The 19,148-nt window shown below is 55.8% G+C and carries 22 protein-coding genes; 11 read left to right on the top strand and 11 right to left on the bottom strand.

Annotation, left to right across the window (positions count from 1 at the left end):
• Positions 1-8 precede the first annotated feature (8 nt).
• Complete coding sequence (locus tag ACR3EJ_RS16725; protein WP_010442755.1) at positions 9-788, top strand: type III pantothenate kinase; 780 nt, start codon at positions 9-11, stop codon at positions 786-788.
• Complete coding sequence (locus tag ACR3EJ_RS16720) at positions 785-2,452, top strand: ribonuclease J (RefSeq protein ID WP_170543442.1); 1,668 nt, start codon at positions 785-787, stop codon at positions 2,450-2,452. Before ACR3EJ_RS16725 ends, ACR3EJ_RS16720 begins: the two co-directional genes overlap by 4 nt.
• On the opposite strand, the gene ACR3EJ_RS16715 is transcribed toward ACR3EJ_RS16720, so the two are convergent.
• Both ACR3EJ_RS16715 and ACR3EJ_RS16710 read right to left on the bottom strand, forming a co-directional pair.
• A complete protein-coding gene (locus ACR3EJ_RS16715; protein WP_170543444.1) occupies positions 2,449-3,150 on the bottom strand; it encodes an NUDIX hydrolase in 702 nt (233 codons plus the stop codon). The genes ACR3EJ_RS16720 and ACR3EJ_RS16715 overlap by 4 nt on opposite strands.
• Positions 3,147-3,545, bottom strand: coding sequence for a DUF983 domain-containing protein (locus ACR3EJ_RS16710; RefSeq protein ID WP_170543446.1), 399 nt, complete (start codon positions 3,543-3,545; stop codon positions 3,147-3,149). The genes ACR3EJ_RS16715 and ACR3EJ_RS16710 overlap by 4 nt, the downstream gene beginning before the upstream one ends.
• Before the next feature lie 221 nt (positions 3,546-3,766).
• Here ACR3EJ_RS16710 and ACR3EJ_RS16705 point away from each other — a divergent pair, with 221 nt between their 5' ends.
• Genes ACR3EJ_RS16705 through ACR3EJ_RS16690 form a run of 4 tightly spaced genes read left to right on the top strand, consistent with a single transcriptional unit; the run spans position 3,767 to position 5,650 of the window.
• The gene (locus ACR3EJ_RS16705; protein ID WP_170543447.1) at positions 3,767-4,222 is read left to right on the top strand and encodes an EF-hand domain-containing protein; all 456 of its coding nucleotides are present in this window, start codon (positions 3,767-3,769) and stop codon (positions 4,220-4,222) included.
• A 6-nt stretch (positions 4,223-4,228) separates the two neighbouring features.
• Positions 4,229-4,843 carry an RNA polymerase sigma factor gene (locus tag ACR3EJ_RS16700; protein ID WP_170543449.1) on the top strand — a complete coding sequence of 205 codons (615 nt, stop codon included), beginning with the start codon at positions 4,229-4,231 and terminating at the stop codon, positions 4,841-4,843.
• On the top strand, positions 4,836-5,180 hold the full coding sequence (locus ACR3EJ_RS16695) for a hypothetical protein (protein WP_170543451.1): 345 nt from the start codon (positions 4,836-4,838) through the stop codon (positions 5,178-5,180). Before ACR3EJ_RS16700 ends, ACR3EJ_RS16695 begins: the two co-directional genes overlap by 8 nt.
• Positions 5,177-5,650 carry a periplasmic heavy metal sensor gene (locus tag ACR3EJ_RS16690; RefSeq protein ID WP_170543462.1) on the top strand — a complete coding sequence of 158 codons (474 nt, stop codon included), beginning with the start codon at positions 5,177-5,179 and terminating at the stop codon, positions 5,648-5,650. Before ACR3EJ_RS16695 ends, ACR3EJ_RS16690 begins: the two co-directional genes overlap by 4 nt.
• Positions 5,651-5,654: 4 nt before the next feature.
• Here ACR3EJ_RS16690 and ACR3EJ_RS16685 read toward each other — a convergent pair whose 3' ends face one another.
• On the bottom strand, positions 5,655-7,055 hold the full coding sequence (locus ACR3EJ_RS16685) for a diguanylate cyclase (RefSeq protein ID WP_170543463.1): 1,401 nt from the start codon (positions 7,053-7,055) through the stop codon (positions 5,655-5,657).
• A gap of 89 nt (positions 7,056-7,144) precedes the next feature.
• Between ACR3EJ_RS16685 and ACR3EJ_RS16680 the strand changes: the two genes are divergently transcribed.
• The 5 genes from ACR3EJ_RS16680 (at position 7,145) to ACR3EJ_RS16660 (ending at position 11,526) form a co-directional block, all read left to right on the top strand.
• On the top strand, positions 7,145-7,429 hold the full coding sequence (locus ACR3EJ_RS16680; RefSeq protein ID WP_170543465.1) for a DUF3572 domain-containing protein: 285 nt from the start codon (positions 7,145-7,147) through the stop codon (positions 7,427-7,429).
• Between the two features lie 19 nt (positions 7,430-7,448).
• Positions 7,449-8,141 carry an HAD family hydrolase gene (locus ACR3EJ_RS16675; RefSeq protein WP_170543466.1) on the top strand — a complete coding sequence of 231 codons (693 nt, stop codon included), beginning with the start codon at positions 7,449-7,451 and terminating at the stop codon, positions 8,139-8,141.
• Positions 8,142-8,261: 120 nt separating this feature from the next.
• On the top strand, positions 8,262-9,821 hold the full coding sequence (locus ACR3EJ_RS16670; RefSeq protein ID WP_170476496.1) for a trimethylamine methyltransferase family protein: 1,560 nt from the start codon (positions 8,262-8,264) through the stop codon (positions 9,819-9,821).
• A 122-nt stretch (positions 9,822-9,943) separates the two neighbouring features.
• Positions 9,944-10,531 carry a heme NO-binding domain-containing protein gene (locus ACR3EJ_RS16665; protein WP_170543468.1) on the top strand — a complete coding sequence of 196 codons (588 nt, stop codon included), beginning with the start codon at positions 9,944-9,946 and terminating at the stop codon, positions 10,529-10,531.
• Positions 10,528-11,526, top strand: coding sequence for a GGDEF domain-containing protein (locus tag ACR3EJ_RS16660; protein ID WP_170543470.1), 999 nt, complete (start codon positions 10,528-10,530; stop codon positions 11,524-11,526). The genes ACR3EJ_RS16665 and ACR3EJ_RS16660 overlap by 4 nt, the downstream gene beginning before the upstream one ends.
• Before the next feature lie 11 nt (positions 11,527-11,537).
• On the opposite strand, the gene ACR3EJ_RS16655 is transcribed toward ACR3EJ_RS16660, so the two are convergent.
• The 8 genes from ACR3EJ_RS16655 to ACR3EJ_RS16620 form a co-directional block, all read right to left on the bottom strand.
• Entirely contained in the window at positions 11,538-12,224 is a 687-nt protein-coding gene (locus ACR3EJ_RS16655) for a CbiX/SirB N-terminal domain-containing protein (protein ID WP_170543472.1), read from the bottom strand.
• 72 nt (positions 12,225-12,296) lie between these two features.
• Positions 12,297-13,229, bottom strand: a complete 933-nt coding sequence (locus ACR3EJ_RS16650) for an AEC family transporter (RefSeq protein ID WP_170543474.1) — start codon at positions 13,227-13,229, stop codon at positions 12,297-12,299.
• Positions 13,230-13,273: 44 nt separating this feature from the next.
• The gene (locus ACR3EJ_RS16645; protein WP_170543476.1) at positions 13,274-14,071 is read right to left on the bottom strand and encodes an MBL fold metallo-hydrolase; all 798 of its coding nucleotides are present in this window, start codon (positions 14,069-14,071) and stop codon (positions 13,274-13,276) included.
• Complete coding sequence (locus tag ACR3EJ_RS16640; protein ID WP_170543478.1) at positions 14,068-14,874, bottom strand: TatD family hydrolase; 807 nt, start codon at positions 14,872-14,874, stop codon at positions 14,068-14,070. The genes ACR3EJ_RS16645 and ACR3EJ_RS16640 overlap by 4 nt, the downstream gene beginning before the upstream one ends.
• Positions 14,871-15,992 (bottom strand): DNA polymerase III subunit delta', encoded by a 1,122-nt coding sequence (locus ACR3EJ_RS16635; protein WP_170543480.1) that lies wholly within the window; start codon positions 15,990-15,992, stop codon positions 14,871-14,873. The genes ACR3EJ_RS16640 and ACR3EJ_RS16635 overlap by 4 nt, the downstream gene beginning before the upstream one ends.
• A gap of 7 nt (positions 15,993-15,999) precedes the next feature.
• Positions 16,000-16,626, bottom strand: coding sequence for a dTMP kinase (gene tmk, locus ACR3EJ_RS16630; protein WP_170543482.1), 627 nt, complete (start codon positions 16,624-16,626; stop codon positions 16,000-16,002).
• Positions 16,623-17,789: a D-alanyl-D-alanine carboxypeptidase family protein gene (locus ACR3EJ_RS16625; protein WP_170543484.1), complete on the bottom strand. Its 1,167-nt coding sequence runs from the start codon at positions 17,787-17,789 to the stop codon at positions 16,623-16,625. The genes tmk and ACR3EJ_RS16625 overlap by 4 nt, the downstream gene beginning before the upstream one ends.
• Before the next feature lie 19 nt (positions 17,790-17,808).
• Positions 17,809-19,110, bottom strand: a complete 1,302-nt coding sequence (locus ACR3EJ_RS16620) for an SPOR domain-containing protein (protein WP_170543486.1) — start codon at positions 19,108-19,110, stop codon at positions 17,809-17,811.
• Between the last annotated feature and the right edge of the window lie 38 nt (positions 19,111-19,148).

Raw genomic sequence — 19,148 nt, 5'->3', positions numbered from 1 at the left:
GGGCACAAATGCTTCTGGCGATTGATTGCGGCAATACCAACACCGTTTTCTCGATCTGGGATGGCGAGAAATTTCTGTGCACCCTGCGCACCTCCACCCACCACGCGCGAACTGCGGATGCGTATTTCACGTGGTATTCGACATTGGTAAAGCACTACGGAATTGAGGTGGACATTACAGATGTAATCATCTCATCGACGGTGCCACGTGTTGTTTTCAACCTGCGGGTCTTTGCAGACCGTTTCTTCGGATGTCGCCCTCTGGTCGTTGGTAAACCCGACTGCCTGCTGCCCGCCAACCCTCGTGTCGACGAAGGCACGCAAGTCGGACCGGACCGTCTGGTTAACACAGCAGGGGCCTTTGACCGCTTTGGCGGCGATCTGGTCGTGGTGGATTTCGGTACGGCAACGACATTTGATGTCGTCGCTCATGACGGTGCATATGTCGGCGGAGTTATCGCGCCTGGCGTCAATCTTAGCCTTGAGGCACTGCACCTCGCAGCAGCCGCGCTGCCACATGTAGACATATCGAAGCCACAAAAGGTGATCGGGACCCACACGGTAGAGTGCATTCAATCCGGTGTCTTCTGGGGCTATGTCGGCCTGGTGCGCGAGATCTGTGAGCGTATTAAAGCCGAGGCGGGGGTGCCTATGAAAGTAATCTCGACCGGGGGTCTTGCGCCCCTGTTTCAGCAAGCCGCTGACCTGTTCGACGAGTTTGAAGATGATCTGACGATGCACGGCCTGACCGTGATCCATCGCTATAACAAGGAAAATGGCTCAACATGAGCAGTGAACGACTGATCTATCTGCCGCTGGGCGGTGCAGGCGAAATCGGCATGAATGCCTATGTCTATGGCTACGGGAAACCAGGTCAAGAGCGATTGATTCTTGTGGACCTCGGGGTTGCTTTCCCGGACATGGATACCTCGCCCGGCGTTGATCTTATCTTTGCCGATATCACATGGCTAAAGGAGCGTGCCGATCAGCTTGAAGCGGTCTTTATCACTCATGCGCATGAGGACCACGTCGGAGCGGTCGCGCATTGCTATGAGTCACTGGGTGCACCCGTTTATGCGCGTGCCTTCACGGCGAATATTGCGCGCCGCAAGATGGAGGAGCATGGCCATCCGACCGAGACGGTGCGAACCGCATCTCCGTGGCCCGAACAGATCAATGCCGGACCATTCACAGTTGGTTTCTTGCCGGTATCGCATTCGATCCCGGAAAGTGCAGGGCTGGTCATCGACACTCCGGCTGGACGCGTTGTGCACACTGGTGATTTCAAGCTGGATGCCAATCCAATTGTGGGTGAACCGTTTGATCCTGACTTGTGGTCCGAGGTGGCCAAGTCGGGTGTCAAAGCGTTGGTGTGTGACAGTACAAACGTCTTTTCATCCCACCCCGGCCGCTCGGAATCCGAGGTCGGGCCTGAAATCACGCAGCTGGTGCGGGATGCCAATGGCATGGTTATCGCAACTACATTTGCATCGAACGTGGCGCGCGTGAAAACGCTTGCCGAGGCTGGCCAGAAGGCTGGGCGTTCGGTCGTATTGCTGGGCCGTGCGATGCGCCGGATGATCGAGGCGGCGACTGAAACGGGCATTCTCAGCGACTTCCCGAAAGTCATAAGCGCGGAAGAGGCGCTGGATGTCCCGCGCGCAAACCTGATGCTGATTGTGACTGGCAGTCAGGGAGAACGTCGTGCGGCCAGCGCCCAACTGGCGCGCAGTAAGTATCGCGGGCTTGAGGTGAAAGATGGGGATCTGTTCCTGTTCTCGTCCAAGACTATCCCTGGAAACGAACGCGGCGTGATCCGCATTATGAACCAGCTCAGTGAAAAGGGCGTAGATGTGGTCGATGACAGCTCGGGACTGTATCACGTCTCGGGTCACGCGAACCGGCCTGATCTGGAAAAGGTTCATGCTCTGGTTGATCCGCAGATGGTCATCCCGATGCACGGCGAGCACCGCCATCTGCGTGAACATGCCAAACTGGCCGAGGCGGGTGGCAGGACCGGAATTTTGGCCGTGAATGGCACCATGTTGGACCTGACCGGAAATGCTCCGAAAGTGGTAGACTACATCGAGACGGGCCGGACCTATCTGGATGGTACGGTCAAGATTGGCGCATTGGATGGTGTTGTGCGTGACCGTATCCGCATGGCATTGAATGGCCATATCACAATCACAGTCATTCTGGACGAAGAAGACGAACCGTTGGGCGAGCCATGGTGCGACACGATGGGACTGCCCCAGATCGGATCGTCCCGTGCCGGTCTGGTCGAGGTGTTGGAAGAAGATTTGAACCAGTTCCTGATGCGCGCTGGCGCAAAAACGCTGCGCGATGACGACAAGCTGGAAGAGGGGTTGCGCCGGATTGCGCGCCAGACCGCCCAGGCTGAGATCGGCAAAAAACCCGAGGTGACGGTAGTCGTCAGCCGGATGCGTTAGCTCGTGTAGGGCATTGGAAAGCCGCGCAATTGCAGGAACAAGCTGGCTTCTTCATTGTTGAGGAAAAAAGGCACTGTGTCCGGCGGGCTTGGGTCTGCAGCGCGCGCGGCGATTTCGGCCAGAACAACTTCGGTGATGAAAGGCAGATCGAATTCGCGCGCCTGGCTGATTTTGACCCACTGCAAATGCGATAACTCGTCCGAGGCATGAGTGAAGTCATCCAGATCGCCTTGAATTGCGTTTGCATCGACCAAAAAGAACCGGGCATCAAACCGGCGTGAGCGACCGGGTGGCGTGACCGCCCGGAACACGAATTGCAGCGCTTCTGCGGAAGGTTGATAGCCCATAGCCGCAAAGCTCTGCCAGTCGTTCGGGGCCGTACCCTGCCATTCGCCCGGTTGCCCAAGGATCAATCCGGTTTCTTCCCACAATTCCCGGATCGCGGCAGCCGCCAGCGCATTCTGCAACCCTAGTTCGGATCGCTGTGACAGACGTTCGGAGCAGAGATCGGGTAACTGAGTGCTCAGTGGAACGTGAGCGTCATCAGGGTCGACTGCACCGCCGGGAAAGACAAATTTGTTTGGCATAAACGCGGCTTTCGCACCACGCTGCCCCATCAGGATCGAGGGGTCGCTGAGCCTGTCGCGCAGAACGATGACGGTCGCGGCATTGCGAATGGCGGTTTTGTCCGCGCTCATACAGATTTGCCGAACCCGTGCATCCGACGCGCCCATTGATATGCGACCACAGCCCCTTTCAAGCGGGGCAGAAGGTACAGCGAGAGGGCAACGCAGGCGATCGAGAAGCCAATTGCCATGACCCAAGGGTCAGGCCGCCAGTGTACGTATGAGACGTGCAGCGCAGGTGCCAGAAGGTGCCCGACGATCAAAATGGTAAGATAGGCCGGGCCATCATCGGCACGGTGGTGAAACAATTCCTGACCGCATTCCGAGCAACTATCATTCACCTTGAGATAGCTGTGCAACAGTTTGCCTTCCCCGCAATTCGGGCATTTGCAACGAAACCCACGGATCAGTGCGGGTTTGGTCGGGCGGTCGTCCTCGACCGCAGTGTCGATAGTCTGATCAGTCATTTAAATCTCGCGCGTTTCTATTCGGGCGATATAGGCCGTTTCGAACCCGTCGGAAAAGGGGGGTGCGTCGCTTTGTGGCGATTGCTTACAGCGTATCAGCAACTGATCGAATTTCAAACATGACGAAAAAAGTTGTGCGCGATGCGACGGAAAGCTGCCCGGGCTGCGTTTTAAGAAGTATCAACAGCGGCAAGGTGCCGCTAAATTCAGGGAACTTTGTAATGAAAACCAAAACTTTCATCTCCGCCATCGTTCTTGCGGCAGTTGCAGTATCCGGCAGCTCAGCACTGGCCAAAGGGCCGCGTCCGACGTTTCAGGAACTGGATGCCGACGGAGACGGGCAGGTAACGCGGGCCGAGATCGCGGCGCATCGCAACCAGAAATTCACGGCTGCTGACACTGACGGAGACGGGCAGCTGAGCGTTGAGGAAATGCAGGCAGCAGCACAGGCGAAAGCCGGCGAGCGTGTCTCTAAGATGTTTGAGAAGCACGATGCTAACTCCGATGGTTTCCTCAGCGAAGATGAATTGCCGAAACCGCGCCGTGCCTCCAAGATGTTCGAGCGTATCGACGCCGATGGGAACGGATCGATATCAGAACAGGAATATGCGGATGCGAAAGACAGGATGGGTCGGAAACACAAGCGGCACCAGAAGTCGGACACAGACAACAACTGATACGGGATGGAGGATCTGACCTCTTACCCAAACGAGGCGCACGGCGGTTTTTCTGCCGTGCCCGAGCTCAGCGACGAGGAGTTGCTGGGCCGGTTTGCTGATGGCAATGCGGCTGCTGCCCGTCTGCTGACCGGGCGGCTTGGACCGCGCAGCTATTCCGTGGCCTTGCGAATGTTGGGAAATCAGGCGGAAGCCGAAGATGTGACACAAGAGGCGATGATGCGTCTTTGGAAAATGGCGCCCGACTGGGTGCCGGGACAGGCGCAGATTTCGACCTGGCTTTATCGTGTGACATTGAACCTGTGCCTGGATCTGCGCCGAAGAAATCGGCCTGATGCGCTCGAAAATGTTGCCGAGCCAGAAGACGAATCCGCCAGCGTGGTTGATCGGATGCAAGATACCGAGCGTAAGGATGCGTTGCAGGCGGCATTGGATCAATTGCCGGATCGGCAACGGCAAGCGGTGGTTCTGCGGCATATCGAAGAGTTGTCCAACCCTGAAATCGCAGGGATTATGGATATCTCGGTTGAGGCGGTTGAAAGCCTGACTGCGCGTGGAAAACGATCACTGGCCGCACTACTTGCGGGGCGTCGGGATGAATTGGGGTACGAACATGGCTGATCATGACAAAGAACTTGAACACCTGTTTGCGCTAGCGCGCGACGCTCGGGATGTGTTCCCGGACGATCTTGCCGTCCGAATTGAAACCGATGCAGAGGCGGTTCGGTTGGCTCGATCCGCACGCAAACGGCGTCGAACATGGCGGGACCGGATGAATGTCATCGGCGGATGGCATGGGGTAAGTGGCCTTGTGGCCGCAAGTGCAGCTGGCATCTGGATCGGGTTTTCTGCGCCTGCTTTTCTACCTGACCCTGCAGACTATTTTGTCTCGCAGGATGCAACCTATCTGATGGCTGATCTCAACTTAGATGAAAACTATCTGGAGGACGCGGAATGAGCGATAATCCTGCACCCAAACGTAAATGGATGCCGATTCTGCTGATCGCTTCGCTTGCTCTGAACCTGCTAATTGCAGGAGTCGTCTTGGGTACAGCCTTGCGTTTCAAAGGCAGTGATCGCGCCTCCATACCGCCAGGATTTGGCCCAGCATTGTACTATGCCCTGCCCAAATCTGATCGCAAAGCTCTCAAAGGTGAGTTGTCAGATCTGCGGGGCAAAGGATCGCATCGACGCAAACAGGATTTTGGTGCGCTTAGCCAGGCCTTGCGAGCCGTGCCATTTGATCCGTCTGCGGTTGAAGATTTGCTTGAGAAGCAGGCGCAGGCAACGGCAGAGCTGCAGACAGCGCTGCACCAGCAATGGCTTGCGCAAGTCACGCAAATGAGCGCGGAAGAGCGGGTCAAATATGCAGATCGGCTGGAGGAGGTCGTCAGACGCGGCCTAGGTAAACACAAGAAACGAAACTAACTCGTCAGGCTGCTGAACTACGGATATGCACCTGATTGCGACCCGCATTTTTCGCCGCATACAAAGCTTGGTCGGCTGAACGGATCAACTGACCGGCGGCATTTCTGCGATCTGCAATATTCAGATCAGGTGAGGAACACCATTTTACGCCTACGCTGATCGTGACCGAGGTCAATACGGATTCGTCGGGCAGGCAAAACGGTTTGTTGCAAATGCTTCCGCAGATCATGTCCGCGTGCTTTAACGCCTGCTCTGCCGAGCAATGAGGAAGCCCAATCATGAATTCCTCTCCGCCGATGCGTGCGACAAAGCCGGCCTTTCCTGTTGCTGCTTGAAGCCTGCGCGCTGTTTCTGTCAGAACGATGTCACCGCCAGAATGACCAAAACGATCATTAATCGCCTTGAAGTGATCTAAATCCGCCAGCATCAGTGCAAACCCACGCCCTGTTTCCAAGGCCTGGTGGGCGATCTGATCAAGTGCCCTCATGGCGAATCGACGATTGTGTAACCCTGTCAGAGGATCGGTCAGCGATTCGGATAGATCTTTACGTATCGACGCGCGCAATTTGTCGTCGCGGGTTTTGCGGGCGATCTGGGTGTCGAGTCGGAGCGAGATTTCGTCCGGGTGGAACCCTCCCATACAAATTGCATCCGCCCCTTTATCCAAAGCTTCGGCGGCGAGGGTTGCATCCTCGTTTGACAAAACGCCGATTAATACGGTGTTTCGGGTGGCGCTGCGGGATTTTAGATCGGCCAGGATGTGCCCTCCAGATCCGCCGGGCGCAATCTCGACGACAATGGCATCAGGAGCAGGTTCAGAGAAAACGCCGTGCAGATCGGGCAGCGTGTAATTGGACAAGCGGCGTCGTGTTTGCTGCGCCAACGCACTGCCCCATAACGCTCCGGCGCGTGGGGTCTGGGTCAACAACGCAATCTGCACGATCGCAGGTGGCGCAAGCGGTATCTGTGCCGCCTCACCAAAACCATTGGATTGGCTGGTGTCCCCAAGGCTCAGTTCCTGCCGATCGGCACGTGAGCGCAACAGGCTGCGAACACGCGCGAGAAGCAAAGTATCCTTAAATGGGTAACCCAGCACGTCGTCTAAACCATCCGATAAGGCCTTTAATCGCGCCGCCCTATCATTTTGCGGCGTGATGGCAACAATCGGTACATCAGCCAAAGTGGGATCAACCGCCATTAACTTCTTAACATCCGAGGCGGTCCCGTCGGGCAAGGTTTGGGCGGTCAAAACCAAGTCAGGACGCGTGCGCCTTAGTAAAGCACCCAACCCGGCCAGCTTTTCCCCTTGTACAACATGATACCATGCCGCGGTGAGCTGGACCTTAAGCATAATGCGATTGGTCGAGACCCCGTCGAGGACCAGTATGGTACCCTGTACAGACATTGCCGTTCACCGTTAGATTGCATGCGCTACCAAAGTGTTTATGAGTCTGGTTAACAAACCCTTTCCAAGAGCGTCGTCGAGGCCAGATAATGCCAATCTCTGTCCATTCTGCTGAAACATTGGCCCTGAGGGTGCTGAATTGGTTGGTGGGAAATGATGAGTTGCTCCCAGTTTTTTTGGGTGCAACCGGCGCTTCCATAGAGGATTTGCGTGCTCGGGCAGGAGAAGGCGAGTTTCTGGGATCGGTACTGGACTTTCTGGTGCTTGACGATTCCTGGGTGATCGCCTTTTGTGACGCCCATTCCGTGCCCTACGAAGAACCCGGCCGCGCCCGCGCTGTGTTATCCGGCACTTCTGATATGCACTGGACCTGACCAATAGGAGCCTAAATTCATGAACATTGACGCCCTCGTCTTCGACAAGGACGGCACGCTTTTTGACTTTGCGTCTACATGGGGTGCGTTCGGACGTATCGCGCTTGAACGCCTATCCGACGGTGATACAAAGCGCGCGGCTGAACTTGGCCAGGTCATCGGTTTTGATTATGCCGAGGAGAGGTATAGCCCTGACAGTATCGTTATTGCAGGAACCGTCGATGAAATTGCGCGTGCCCTGACGCCGCACTTGACTGGCATCGCTCAGCATCAAATCGTCGAAACTCTCAATGACGCATCCGCAGCGGCAGAGCAAATGCCTGCCGTTCCTCTCGCACCTTTTCTTGAAAATATGCGAAAGACCGGGCTTAAACTGGGTGTAGCGACCAATGACGCCGAGATACCGGCGCTGCGTCATCTCGAATCGGTCGGAATTCGGGGCCACTTCGATTTTGTTGCAGGGTATGACAGTGGCCACGGCTTCAAACCCGGTCCAGGACAGCTTTTGGCATTTGCCAAACATGTCGATGTTGATCCGTCGCGCGTCGCCATGGTTGGTGACAGTCTTCATGATCTTGAAGCGGGTCGTGCCGCAGGCATGGTGACGATTGGTGTTCTTACTGGGCTTGCCACAACAGAAACGCTCGAACCCTTGGCAGATGTAGTTTTACCCGACATCGGCCATATTCCCGGCTGGTTGTCAGAAATCTGATTGTTTGGTGTTCTGAAACGCCGGTTTGAACGACAAAACCGACACCACTTGTCGCAGATAGAGCGGCCAGAGCTAAATCTTCGGGGCTTTCTTGAGAAAGAGAGCGCCAGGAGGACAGCTATGGAAGACAGCAGGACACGCAGACGCCGCAGCGGTGGCCGCGCTGGTGCAGCCACCCGTCGCGGTAGCGAAGTCATCGATCAGATGCCGTGGAATCCACCTGTGAACTTAGACCGGCCAACAGAACCGTTGGGGTCAGAGGGGATTGAGGCGATCCACGAAGGAGCTATGCGCATCCTCGAAGAGATCGGTATCGAGTTCTATAATCAGGAAGCTCTTGGCATTTTGCGCGAAGCTGGCTGTACAATCTCTGGCGATAACGTCCGTATGGGGCGGGACTTTGTCATGGAAATGGTGCGCAAAGCCCCCAACTCATTCACTATTACGCCACGCAATTTGGACCGTCAGATCGAGGTTGGAGGCAAAACCATGTTGTTCGGCAATGTTTCTTCACCGCCGAACTATTGGGACATGGAAATTGGTAAAAAAGTGCCCGGCACCCGACGGATGTGTCAGGATTTGCTGAAACTGACGCAGTATTTCAACTGCATCCATTTTGCCGGAGGTTATCCGGTTGAACCTGTCGATATCCATGCCAGCGTCCGACATCTTGATGTGCTTTACGACAAGCTCACGCTGACTGACAAGGCGATGCACGCCTACTCACTGGGTAAGGAACGTGTCGAAGATGTGATGGAAATGGTCCGCATCGCAGGCGGTTTGAGTCACGAAGAGTTTGAGGCATCGCCTCGGATGTATACCAACATCAACTCGACCTCACCGCTCAAGCACGACCATCCGATGATCGATGGTTGTCTAAGGTTGGCGCGGCGTGGACAAGCGATTGTGGTAACTCCGTTTACTCTGGCAGGTGCAATGGCCCCTGTGACGATGGCGGGTGCGGTCGCCCAATCGCTGGCCGAGGCATTGTGTGCGATTGCGCTGTTCCAATATGTCCGGCCCGGCATTCCATGCGTGATCGGGACGTTCACCTCGAATGTTGATATGAAGTCCGGAGCGCCCGCGTTCGGGACGCCGGAATACATGCGCTCGACGCAGATGACCGGACAAATGGCGCGGTTCTATGGATTGCCGATGCGCTCTTCGGGTGTGTGCGCTGCGAATGTGCCAGATGGCCAGGCCATTTGGGAGACATCAAATTCACTGTGGGCCGCTGTTCAATCTGGAACAAACATGGTCTATCACGCGGCTGGTTGGCTGGAAGGTGGTCTGATCGCGAGTCCTGAAAAATTCATCATGGATTGCGAAATCCTGCAACAGATTCAGCGATATATGCAGCCGGAATTAACAGCAACAGGACCGGACGAGATCGCCCTTGAAGCAATCCGTTCAGTGGGAAATGACGGGCATTTCTTTGGCATTCAACACACACAGGATCGCTATACCACGGCGTTTTATCAGCCGTTTCTGAGCGATTGGAAAAACTTTGAGGCCTGGGAAGTCGCTGGCGGTATCTGGACTGCGGAACGGGCCCATCGAATGTTCAAAGAAATCGTTAACAATTTTGAAGCGCCGGCATTGGACGAGGCGATCCGCGAAGAGCTTGAAGACTTTGTTGCCCGCCGCAAGGCTGAAGGGGGCGCGCCGACAGATTTCTGACCTAGCCGAACCACGCAGATTAGTCATGAATGTCTAACATTCTCATGATCTCGGCCAGGATATTGGGTGTTTGTTAAGTTTTCTGGGGTCACCTGAAGCAGATATCCAATTCGAGTTGTTTCATGCATGGGCTGATTAACAGGGCGATCCAATCATTCGTTTGTGCCACTTATGGGCGCCAATGCTGGCTGCAGGCGACCCAAGCCGCAGGATTGGATTTCGTCGAATTCGAGGCGATGCTGATCTATGAGGCAGAGGTTTCAGATCGTGTGCTGGACGTGCTTTGTACCGTATTGAACCGTCGAAAATCCGAGTTTCTTGAGGACTTGGGAACCTACCTCGTATCACATGCGAATATGGAGGACCTAAGGCGACTGCTGCGTTTCGGGGGCGTAACGTATGTCGAGTTTTTGCACTCGCTAGATGATTTGTCTGATCGAGTGCGCCTTGCTGTTTCGGATCTCACGCTGCCGGACCTTGAATTGCAGGAACATTCATCAGCGGAATACCAACTATATTGCTCTCCCGGGCTGCCGGGATTTTCCAGTGTTATGACTGGTGTTTTGCGGGCTATGGCGGATGACTACGGCGCACTTGTTGTTCTTTCGAACGAAGAGCGTCGAAATGGGTCAGAGCTCATTTCGATTACACTGATCGAAAGCGCCTTTGCCGAAGGGCGTCATTTTGAGCTTGGGGCGCGGAAATCATGATCGAAACCGAAGATCTAGGTTCCCTTCTCGATACTTTGTGCCCCATGTATGTTCTTATCAATGATGAGGGGCGAATTGTTCAAGTGGGCCCCACAGTGCAGAAACTGCGCCCGGAGCAACCCATGGCAGGGCGGCGTTTTCTTGACGTGTTTGAGTTGCAGCGCCCGCGTTCTGTCACTGAGTTTCCAACGTTGCTTTCGACGCCAGGCGCGCGGTTACGTCTTCGTTTCCAAGATCAACCGCAAACAGCCTTTAAGGGCCTGATCGCGCCACTTTCTGGAAAGGGTGCATCGGTTGTTAACCTGTCATTCGGAATTTCAATATTGGATGCGGTGCGAGACTATGCACTGACAAGCGCAGATTTCTCAGGCACCGATTTGGCGATCGAATTGCTGTATTTGGTCGAAGCTAAATCTGCCGCGATGGAGGCTTCCAGATCATTGAACCTGCGTCTGCAAGGTGCAAAGCTGGCGGCTGAGGAGCAGGCCTATACAGACACGCTGACCGGGCTAAAAAACCGGCGTGCAATGGACCATATACTCGGGCATTTGATATCAACGAAATCGTCATTTGCATTAATGCATCTGGATTTGGATTTTTTTAAATCGGTCAACGATCGTCTGGGCCATGCCGCAGGGGATTTTGTGCTGCAGCAAGCCGCAATGATCATGCTTGATGAAACGCGGAGTGATGATACGGTTGCTCGTGTCGGCGGGGACGAGTTTGTCTTGATTATCAAAGGGATGACCGACCGTAAAAAACTCGACAGCATTGCCCGACGCCTGATCGCGCAACTTTGCCAGCCGATGAAATTCGAGGGAGCGGCCTGCAGTGTATCAGCGAGCGTTGGTACTGCTTTGTCGACCCAGTTCGAAATGCCAAAAGCGCAGGATGTACTGCATGCCGCTGACCTAGCGCTATACGCCGCAAAACGAAACGGACGATCTTGCCACCGGTTCTACTGTGAGTTTTCGAATGCACAACAATCCGGATAGAATGCGCTTGCCTAAATGGCGTCCAATATCGCAGCGATATGTTGTTCGACTTGGGGTAGTTCAGAAATGACTGGCATAACTTGGCCGGCGAAGTTTGCGCGGGCCAATTCTTGCGGCACATCTTCGAGCACATGGCCTCCGGTGCAGGCAAAGAAGGGCAGGCAAAGCGCCTTTTCACCACATCCTGATGCTGCTGCGGCAATGCTTGGAGATTGCTCAACAAAGCCGGTTCGGGTGCTTTTGAATGTGACCAATTGGCCCAGCGTATCTGCAAACCCATGGGCCACCGTTGCCGGGTTATTGCTGCGCCCTGAACCATGGGCTGCAATTACCAGATCAGTGTCAGGGGCTGACCATCCTAGATTTTCAAGTTTTTGATGCAGGGCGCTTTTAACCAAAAATGGCATCTGCGGGTCGATACCCAGAGGATCCAGAATTCTGACCGACCGAGAACCAAGTCGCTTAGGTAAAGCCTTGGTCACAAACCAACCCTTCGCCATGAACAACGGATAGATCGCTATGTCGCCGGGCAATTCGTCAAGGCACGTCTCAAGCGTGTCAGGTGCAGCCAAAGTGGCGGAATGAACCGAGACCCGATGACACAGTGAATCTATTTGCCTGGCAAAGCGCGCCAGCGCCGCCTCGGCAGGTGCCGGATTTGACGGTTGTCCATGTGCGACGATAACGGCGTGTGGCATGCGGTGCTCCGAGATGGTGCTGCGAAAGATGTCCTGCTTGTTCGAAGAGTCAATGCAGGATTTTTGATCTGGCTATCCAAGTAGAGTCAACCAAAGCCAGACAGTCAGTATGGATGATGCGGTGCCGATCAAAACTGAAGATGCAGCAACCCGTTTGGCACGCCCATACATATTTGCAAAGATATAGGCGTTGAAGCCCGGAGCCATCGCAGCGGTAAGAACACCTGAGCGAAACAGATCTTGCGGTAGCGCCAATGATGTTCCGAAAAGCCATACAAGGCTTGGATGTAGCAACAGCGAGATGCAACAGACGAAGATAATGGCGCGCAAATCGCCTTCGGGTCGGTACTTGACCAGTACGCCCCCTAATGCGAACAGTGCGCCGGGTAGGGCCGCGCGCGTAATCAGGTTCAACGCGTCATCAACCACGCCCGGTATTACAAATCCGGTAAGATTGACAATAAAGCCCAATGAGATGCCCAGTATCAACGCATTCTTGAACATTGCGGACAACACGGATTTCACCATCCGTGTCCCACCATGGCCACGGTTTCGAAAGATCTCCATCACGGTGATACCAACACAATAGCAGAACGGTGAATGGAAGGCGATGATTGCAAAATTTCCCGTCAAATTGTCCGGTCCGTAGGCACGTTCCGTGATGGGCAGCCCTAAAAGCACTGAATTTGAGAACAAGCAGCAAAAGCCAATCGCGATCGAGTCCTCCCACTCGCGTCCGAATATGAGGCGAGCGCCAACCATTCCGGCGACAAAACAGAGGCCAGCTGCCGAATAGAAACTGGTTAATAGTCTGGGGTCGAAGCTTGCGCTGAGATCGAGATTGGCGATGGCCAGAAACAACAAACAGGGAATGGCGAAGCCCTGCGTGAATTTCATCAACCCGTCGATATGATCTTCGCGGAAATATCCGAACCGGGTTGCCGTATACCCGGCGCCGATGACCAAAAACACCGGCAGGATGACATCGATCAGGCTTTGGAACATGTCGCTGCCATCGACGGTATCGCGCGCGCGAACAGCGTCTTGCCCTACAGGGTTTGCCGGATCACCATGCCGTCAAAAGCAGGCGTAATATGATCCGGTGTTTCCGCATCAACCGTGGCATAATCCAGATCGATATGCATGTTGGTTAGAACGGCACGTTTTGGTTTCAATTGCTCAATCCAGCCCAGCGTCTTCTCCAGATGGGCATGGGTTGGATGCGGGGATCGGCGTAGGGCATCAATGATAAGGCAGTCGAGGTCTGAAAGCTCAGCCATGCTCTCATCATAAAGTTCCGCAACATCAGGCAGATAAACGAGATTTCCCATCTTGAAGCCAAGGGCATCAATCGACCCATGGTTCACACGGAATGGTCGAAAGGGGATCAGGCCGCCGGGGCCGGAAATCTCAAACGGGCCATTGATTGTCTTTAGGTCCAGGATGGGCGGATAGGGTGAGCCTTCGGGTTGAACAAACGCATAACCAAAGCGACCGAGTAGATCGTTCTGGGTATCGCCGTCCGCCCATACAGGCACGCGGGTTTTCATGTTGAAAACAATCATCCGCAGATCGTCGATGCCATTGGTGTGATCGGCATGGGAATGGGTGTAAATCACGCCATCCAAACGCCCCGTTCCGGTGCCAAGCAATTGGCTGCGCATATCAGGAGACGTATCGATCAATACCGAGGTGGTACCCTCTGGCCCATCGCGTTCGACCAACAGTGAGCAGCGACGCCGGATGTTTTTGGGGTTCTCCGGATCGCATTCGCCCCAATGCCCCCCAAGTCGCGGTACACCTCCGGACGAACCGCAGCCAAGTATTGTGAAGCGCAGCTCGCTCATGCAGCGGCCTTGTAGCTAGCGGCTTTGGTGAACAGCCGGTCAAAATTGGCCTGTATTTGGGCTGCGAAATCGGCGTACTCCAAACCGAACACTTCGGCCCCTTTGCGCGCTGTATGCGCGGTGTAGGCCGGTTCGTTTCGTTTGCCGCGATAGGGCGGTGGCGCCAGATAGGGCGCGTCGGTTTCAACCAGGATACGATCGATGGGCGCGGTGGCGAAGATATCACGCAGCTCCTGACTTTTGGGGAATGCTGCAATGCCGGACATGGACAGATAGAAGCCAAGTTCAAGGGCGGCTCGGGCCAGCTCGGCTGAGGAAGAAAAGCAATGCATGACACAGGAATACGGAGCGTTTCTATGCTCATCCGCCAAGATACGTGCCATGTCCTCATCCGCGGCACGTGCATGGATAATCAGGGGTAATCCGGTCCGCTGCGCCGCTTCGATATGGATACGCAGCGAACGCTTTTGAACGTCCGCCGACTCAGCCGTGTAGTGATAATCAAGCCCGCTTTCCCCAATGCCCACGAATTTCGGATGCTTGGCGAATGCGAGCAGTTCATCGACTGTTGCCATCGGCTCGTCAGCGGCGCTCATCGGGTGGGTGCCTGCGGCATAAAAGACAGGGGCATGAGCCTCGGCGATGGCGCGTACCGTGGGCTCGTTACGCAACCGTGTGCAGATGGTCACCATGCGTGTCACGCCAGCGTCGGCAGCGCGTGAAACGATTTCTTCCAACTGACCGTCAAAATCCGGGAAATCCAGATGGCAATGGCTGTCGGTAATTTCGGGAGTGGGGCTCATCTGTCGTGACCGGCGGTTTCCTGTATCTTGAACAGCGTATCTAGGACAAGCGAGGCAGGGTCAAGGTTCACCGCCTGCCCATGCCGCGCACGCGCCGTGATGGGGGCGGCGATTTCGGCCCATTGGCGGGCCTTTTGCGGTGAGCTGGAGAGACGCGATAAAGTTTCGGCCTCATTCGGGGCGGCCTCGGGCATCAGTGCGGTGCTGGTCGCACCAGTCAGAGCCAGGCGCGAGAGCGCCACGTCTATCAGTGAAAGCAGCAGATCGAACCGTTCGGCCGCCCCCCGCTGCGCAGCCGTTTCGGACAGTTTCAGAGCGCGCTGGCGGTCAAGCCGGGGCAGCGTTCCCAAAATTGCAATCAGTTCGGCATAAAGTTCCAGCCCGCCGAGGTTTATTAAGCGAACGGCGTCACCCACTGATCCGGCGGCGAGCGCTGCGAGATGGTCAGTCTGGCTAGGAATTTCCGTATCGGTTTGCGACAGCGCAGCCTGCATGTCGTCAGGCGAGAGAGGGGATAGCCGCAGTGTGCGGCAACGCGACCGGATGGTCGGCAGCAGGCGCGAGGGTTGGTGCGAAATCAGCAGCAGAGTTGTGCGCGCGGGGGGCTCTTCGAGCATTTTCAGCAGCGCGTTTGCAGCGCTAACGTTCATTTCATCCGCCGAGTCCACGATGACAACCCGCCGACCCCCATCAGCAGAGGACAAGCCGAAGAACCGCCCAAGTTTGCGGACGTCATCAACAACGATTTCATTGCGCAGCCGTCCCTGATCGTTGACAGAGCGGGTAATTGCGGCAAGGCCGGGTTCGGCCCCGGCAAGAATGCGATGGGCGACCGGGTGTTCCGGGTCGATGTCCAGAGTGTCAGGCGGAGGTGGAGCGCCGAACAGCCCGCCATCATCAGATGGCGGCGTGGCCAGCAAGAACTGCGCGATCCGCCATGCTAGTGTTGCTTTGCCCACTCCACGAGGACCAGTCAGCAACCAGCCATGGTGCAATCGATCCGAATTGTACGCGGTCAGAAAGGCCTGTTGTGCTGCGTCCTGCCCGATAAGCCGGGTGGTTTCTCGCGGATGTGGTGCGCCAGGGGCCTGATCCGGAGTTGGGGTGTCGTCGCTCATGTCTGGTCTATCGCAGAGAAGTCATAACAATGTCTGTCACATCCTGCGCGACGCTGTCCATGTCCCTATTGCCGTTCACCACTCGAAAACGATCCTGGAATTCGTCCGCCAGAGCGAGAAAACCTGCACGAATCTGCAGTTGAAGATCGACACCGAAATCTTCGAACCGTTCTTCGGCTCCTTGCCGACCCTTAGCGCGTGATAGACCGGTTTCCGGATCCATATCGATCAGTAGTGTCAGGTCAGGCTCGCGCCCGATCATCAAATTGTGCAGCTGATCCACGAGGCTGCGAAGATCGCCACGCGACATCCCCTGATACATGCGAGTGCTGTCGGCAAATCGGTCGCAGATGACCACTTTTCCAGCGGCCAGTGCGGGTTCGATTGTGCGTTCCAGATGGTCACGCCGGGCTGCAGTGAATAGCAGAATTTCCGTTTCGGCCGACCAACGATCCGGGTCGCCCTGTAAAACCAGATTGCGAATTTCTTCGGCGCCGGCAGACCCACCCGGTTCCCGAGTCAGAATGACATCGCGGCCTTCACGTCGCAGGTGATCGGCCAGCAGACGGGCCTGTGTAGACTTGCCTGATCCGTCAATGCCTTCGAAGGTAAGAAACGTGCCGCGCGCCGTCACATTTGCTCCAGCGGATTGTTGATCACGTCTTTTAGAACGATGCCGCCCACTGTCATCATGCGGACGACAAACCCGCCGAGGGGTACATCCCTGTCTGCCACCAACGGGCGGCGGATTTCCGGCAGGCCTTCGGGTTTGATCACCAACTCAGCCAGCTGTTGGCCTTTGCTGACCGGCGCATTGATCGGGCCTTCGTAGACGACTTCGGCCTGAATGTCCTTGTTGCCCAGGACTGGAAACAGCAGGGTCAGATCACCTTCAGGCACCAAACCCACAGTTTTTTCCGCACCCATCCAAAGCTTGGCCTGCGCTACCGGTTCTTCCGATTTGGCAACTGTCCTCTCGACAAAATTTCGAAACGACCAGTTAACCACGGCCTCAGCCTCCTCTGCCCGTTTGCCGACGCTGTCGAGCCCGGAGAGCACAAAGACAACCCGGCGATCCCCTTGTTTGGCCGAACCAACCAGACCATATCCTGCTTCTTGCGTGTGACCGGTCTTGAGACCGTCGGCCCCGATATCCAGTTTCAGTAGAGGATTACGGTTGCGTGCGTTCGACGGGGCACGACCGTCGAATTCGAAAACCTCTTCCGCAAAGAGGGGATAGTATTCAGGGAAATCAGTGATCAATCGATCGGCCAAAACTGCCAGATCATGCACAGACATCATGTGCCCCGCAGCAGGCCAGCCATTAGAATTGGCAAAGTTTGAGTTGTTCATACCCATCTGTTGCCCGCGCTGGGTCATAAAGCGGGCAAACCCGGCTTCGGTCCCGTCGGGGCTCAATGCCTCGGCAATCACGACGCAGGCGTCGTTTCCAGATAGCACAATGATCCCGCGTAGAAGGTCTTCGACCCGCACACGGTCCTGCGTGTTCAGGAACATGGTCGAGCCACCATAGCTCATGGCGTGTTCAGATACGGGCAGAGTTTCGTCCAGCGTAAGGCGACCATCGCGCAGCGCTTCAAACGCGACATAAAGCGTCATGAGTTTCGACATAGAAGCCGGGGGCAGAGGCTGATCAGCGTCTTTCGACAACAGCACAGTGCCGGTTTTCTGATCGATCACATAAGCAGCGCGCGCGGTGGTGTCGAACGCATAGGCCGGCAGCGCCATTAGTGCCAGCCCGATGGCAAGTGAGGTTGATCGTAAAGCGGAAAGCATCATTCGCCTCCTAGTTCTGTCAGTTCCTGGCCGTGAAGGCATCAGTAAACCCAAGGTCTTTGACGTCATTCAACAATGCCCGGCGTTCGCTGCGTGTTGCAACAGGTCCAACCAGAACGCGCCATACTGATTTGTCTTCACCTTTCAGTTCAAACACGTCGGCATTCATCCCATTCCGACGTATCTTTTCCGCTGCGCTCTTGGCATTGGATTCAACGCCAAAGGTTCCAGCCTGAACATACGGCTTGGATAAGCCTCCTGTCGTTGTCGTGCTTGCTGCCACCGGTGCCGCCGCAGCGGTCGGTTCGGACGCTTCAATTGCTGCCGCAGCACCTGCGATCGGGTCCAATGGCGTTTCCGTGATCTCGTTAGGGTTTTTCTTTTGCCACCACTTGCGCTTAGTGGGCTTCTCAGTTGGCGGTGTTATCTCTGGGTCTGACAATGCCGCCGACTGCACCTCGGTCGGGGCGGCATCAGCCTCTGTGACGGCGGCAGCAGCTGCGCCTGCTGCCGCAGCGTTGGCTTCATCCGTTGGTTTTTTCTGCCACCATTTGCGTTTGACTGGTTGCTCAGTCGCTTGTGGATCTGCATCGGCAACTTCGGTGCTTTGCACTTCGGCAGGGGCCGACTCATCGTCCGAAGATGTGACAACGGCGCCAGCGGCTGCCCCAGCAACGACTGCAGCGCCAGCATTCGTGTCATCGGCTGGTTTTTTCTGCCACCACTTACGTTTAACGGGCTGTTCGACTGCTTCGCCTTCAGCTGTTTCCGTCGCCGCTTCGGTACCTTCTGCAACTTCTCCATCCTCGGTCGCCTCTGTCTCTTCAGGGGCAGGGGGCACTTCAATCGCCTCACGGCGCAGCGCCACAACTTGAACCTTGGTTGGGGCCCCCGCCAGCATACCAAGCTGTTCTGCGGCCGAGGAAGAGACCTGTAACGCAGGTCCAGGTAAAGCCCGTTCGCGGCGGAACAATGCGCCCGTAACTGTCTTGTTGTTGGATGTGTTCTTGATCCGTACCCGCTCGGGTTGAGTAACATCAGGGTGTGCCACCCAAATTCCACCCAGAGAGGGGCGTCCATCCCAAAGTCCGGCTTCGGTCACCTGAAATACATCGGGTGCCTCAACATCACGCTGGTTCGCAGGTGCTGCGTCTGGGAACAACTCGAACCTGTTGGTATTGTCCGCCTCTTCGGTCGCAACTTCCTCTTCCGGGGCCCCTTGCAGGCTGAACCCTTCTTCGCACCCGGCCAAAGCGGCCAAACCCACGACCAGAATTGCCAGCCGTTGTGGCCCAAAGCGTGTGCCCGTAGCTCGCTCCATTGTCTCAATCCCTTGCCTGACAAAGCCATATTGGCCGC

It is taken from the genome of Ruegeria sp. AB11 (assembly GCF_056536325.1).
Note: the sequence above shows the minus strand (reverse complement) of the source record. Positions and strands in the feature narration are given on the sequence as shown.

Excerpts from the sequence above, each read along its gene's own strand:
- ACR3EJ_RS16725 (WP_010442755.1), top strand. The coding sequence starts at position 9 with ATGCTTCTGGCGATTGATTGCGGCAATACCAACACCGTTTTCTCGATC.
- ACR3EJ_RS16720 (WP_170543442.1), top strand. The coding sequence starts at position 785 with ATGAGCAGTGAACGACTGATCTATCTGCCGCTGGGCGGTGCAGGCGAA.
- ACR3EJ_RS16715 (WP_170543444.1), bottom strand. The coding sequence starts at position 3,150 with ATGAGCGCGGACAAAACCGCCATTCGCAATGCCGCGACCGTCATCGTT.
- ACR3EJ_RS16710 (WP_170543446.1), bottom strand. The coding sequence starts at position 3,545 with ATGACTGATCAGACTATCGACACTGCGGTCGAGGACGACCGCCCGACC.
- ACR3EJ_RS16705 (WP_170543447.1), top strand. The coding sequence starts at position 3,767 with ATGAAAACCAAAACTTTCATCTCCGCCATCGTTCTTGCGGCAGTTGCA.
- ACR3EJ_RS16700 (WP_170543449.1), top strand. The coding sequence starts at position 4,229 with ATGGAGGATCTGACCTCTTACCCAAACGAGGCGCACGGCGGTTTTTCT.
- ACR3EJ_RS16695 (WP_170543451.1), top strand. The coding sequence starts at position 4,836 with ATGGCTGATCATGACAAAGAACTTGAACACCTGTTTGCGCTAGCGCGC.
- ACR3EJ_RS16690 (WP_170543462.1), top strand. The coding sequence starts at position 5,177 with ATGAGCGATAATCCTGCACCCAAACGTAAATGGATGCCGATTCTGCTG.
- ACR3EJ_RS16685 (WP_170543463.1), bottom strand. The coding sequence starts at position 7,055 with ATGTCTGTACAGGGTACCATACTGGTCCTCGACGGGGTCTCGACCAAT.
- ACR3EJ_RS16680 (WP_170543465.1), top strand. The coding sequence starts at position 7,145 with ATGCCAATCTCTGTCCATTCTGCTGAAACATTGGCCCTGAGGGTGCTG.
- ACR3EJ_RS16675 (WP_170543466.1), top strand. The coding sequence starts at position 7,449 with ATGAACATTGACGCCCTCGTCTTCGACAAGGACGGCACGCTTTTTGAC.
- ACR3EJ_RS16670 (WP_170476496.1), top strand. The coding sequence starts at position 8,262 with ATGGAAGACAGCAGGACACGCAGACGCCGCAGCGGTGGCCGCGCTGGT.
- ACR3EJ_RS16665 (WP_170543468.1), top strand. The coding sequence starts at position 9,944 with ATGCATGGGCTGATTAACAGGGCGATCCAATCATTCGTTTGTGCCACT.
- ACR3EJ_RS16660 (WP_170543470.1), top strand. The coding sequence starts at position 10,528 with ATGATCGAAACCGAAGATCTAGGTTCCCTTCTCGATACTTTGTGCCCC.
- ACR3EJ_RS16655 (WP_170543472.1), bottom strand. The coding sequence starts at position 12,224 with ATGCCACACGCCGTTATCGTCGCACATGGACAACCGTCAAATCCGGCA.
- ACR3EJ_RS16650 (WP_170543474.1), bottom strand. The coding sequence starts at position 13,229 with ATGTTCCAAAGCCTGATCGATGTCATCCTGCCGGTGTTTTTGGTCATC.
- ACR3EJ_RS16645 (WP_170543476.1), bottom strand. The coding sequence starts at position 14,071 with ATGAGCGAGCTGCGCTTCACAATACTTGGCTGCGGTTCGTCCGGAGGT.
- ACR3EJ_RS16640 (WP_170543478.1), bottom strand. The coding sequence starts at position 14,874 with ATGAGCCCCACTCCCGAAATTACCGACAGCCATTGCCATCTGGATTTC.
- ACR3EJ_RS16635 (WP_170543480.1), bottom strand. The coding sequence starts at position 15,992 with ATGAGCGACGACACCCCAACTCCGGATCAGGCCCCTGGCGCACCACAT.
- ACR3EJ_RS16625 (WP_170543484.1), bottom strand. The coding sequence starts at position 17,789 with ATGCTTTCCGCTTTACGATCAACCTCACTTGCCATCGGGCTGGCACTA.
- ACR3EJ_RS16620 (WP_170543486.1), bottom strand. The coding sequence starts at position 19,110 with ATGGAGCGAGCTACGGGCACACGCTTTGGGCCACAACGGCTGGCAATT.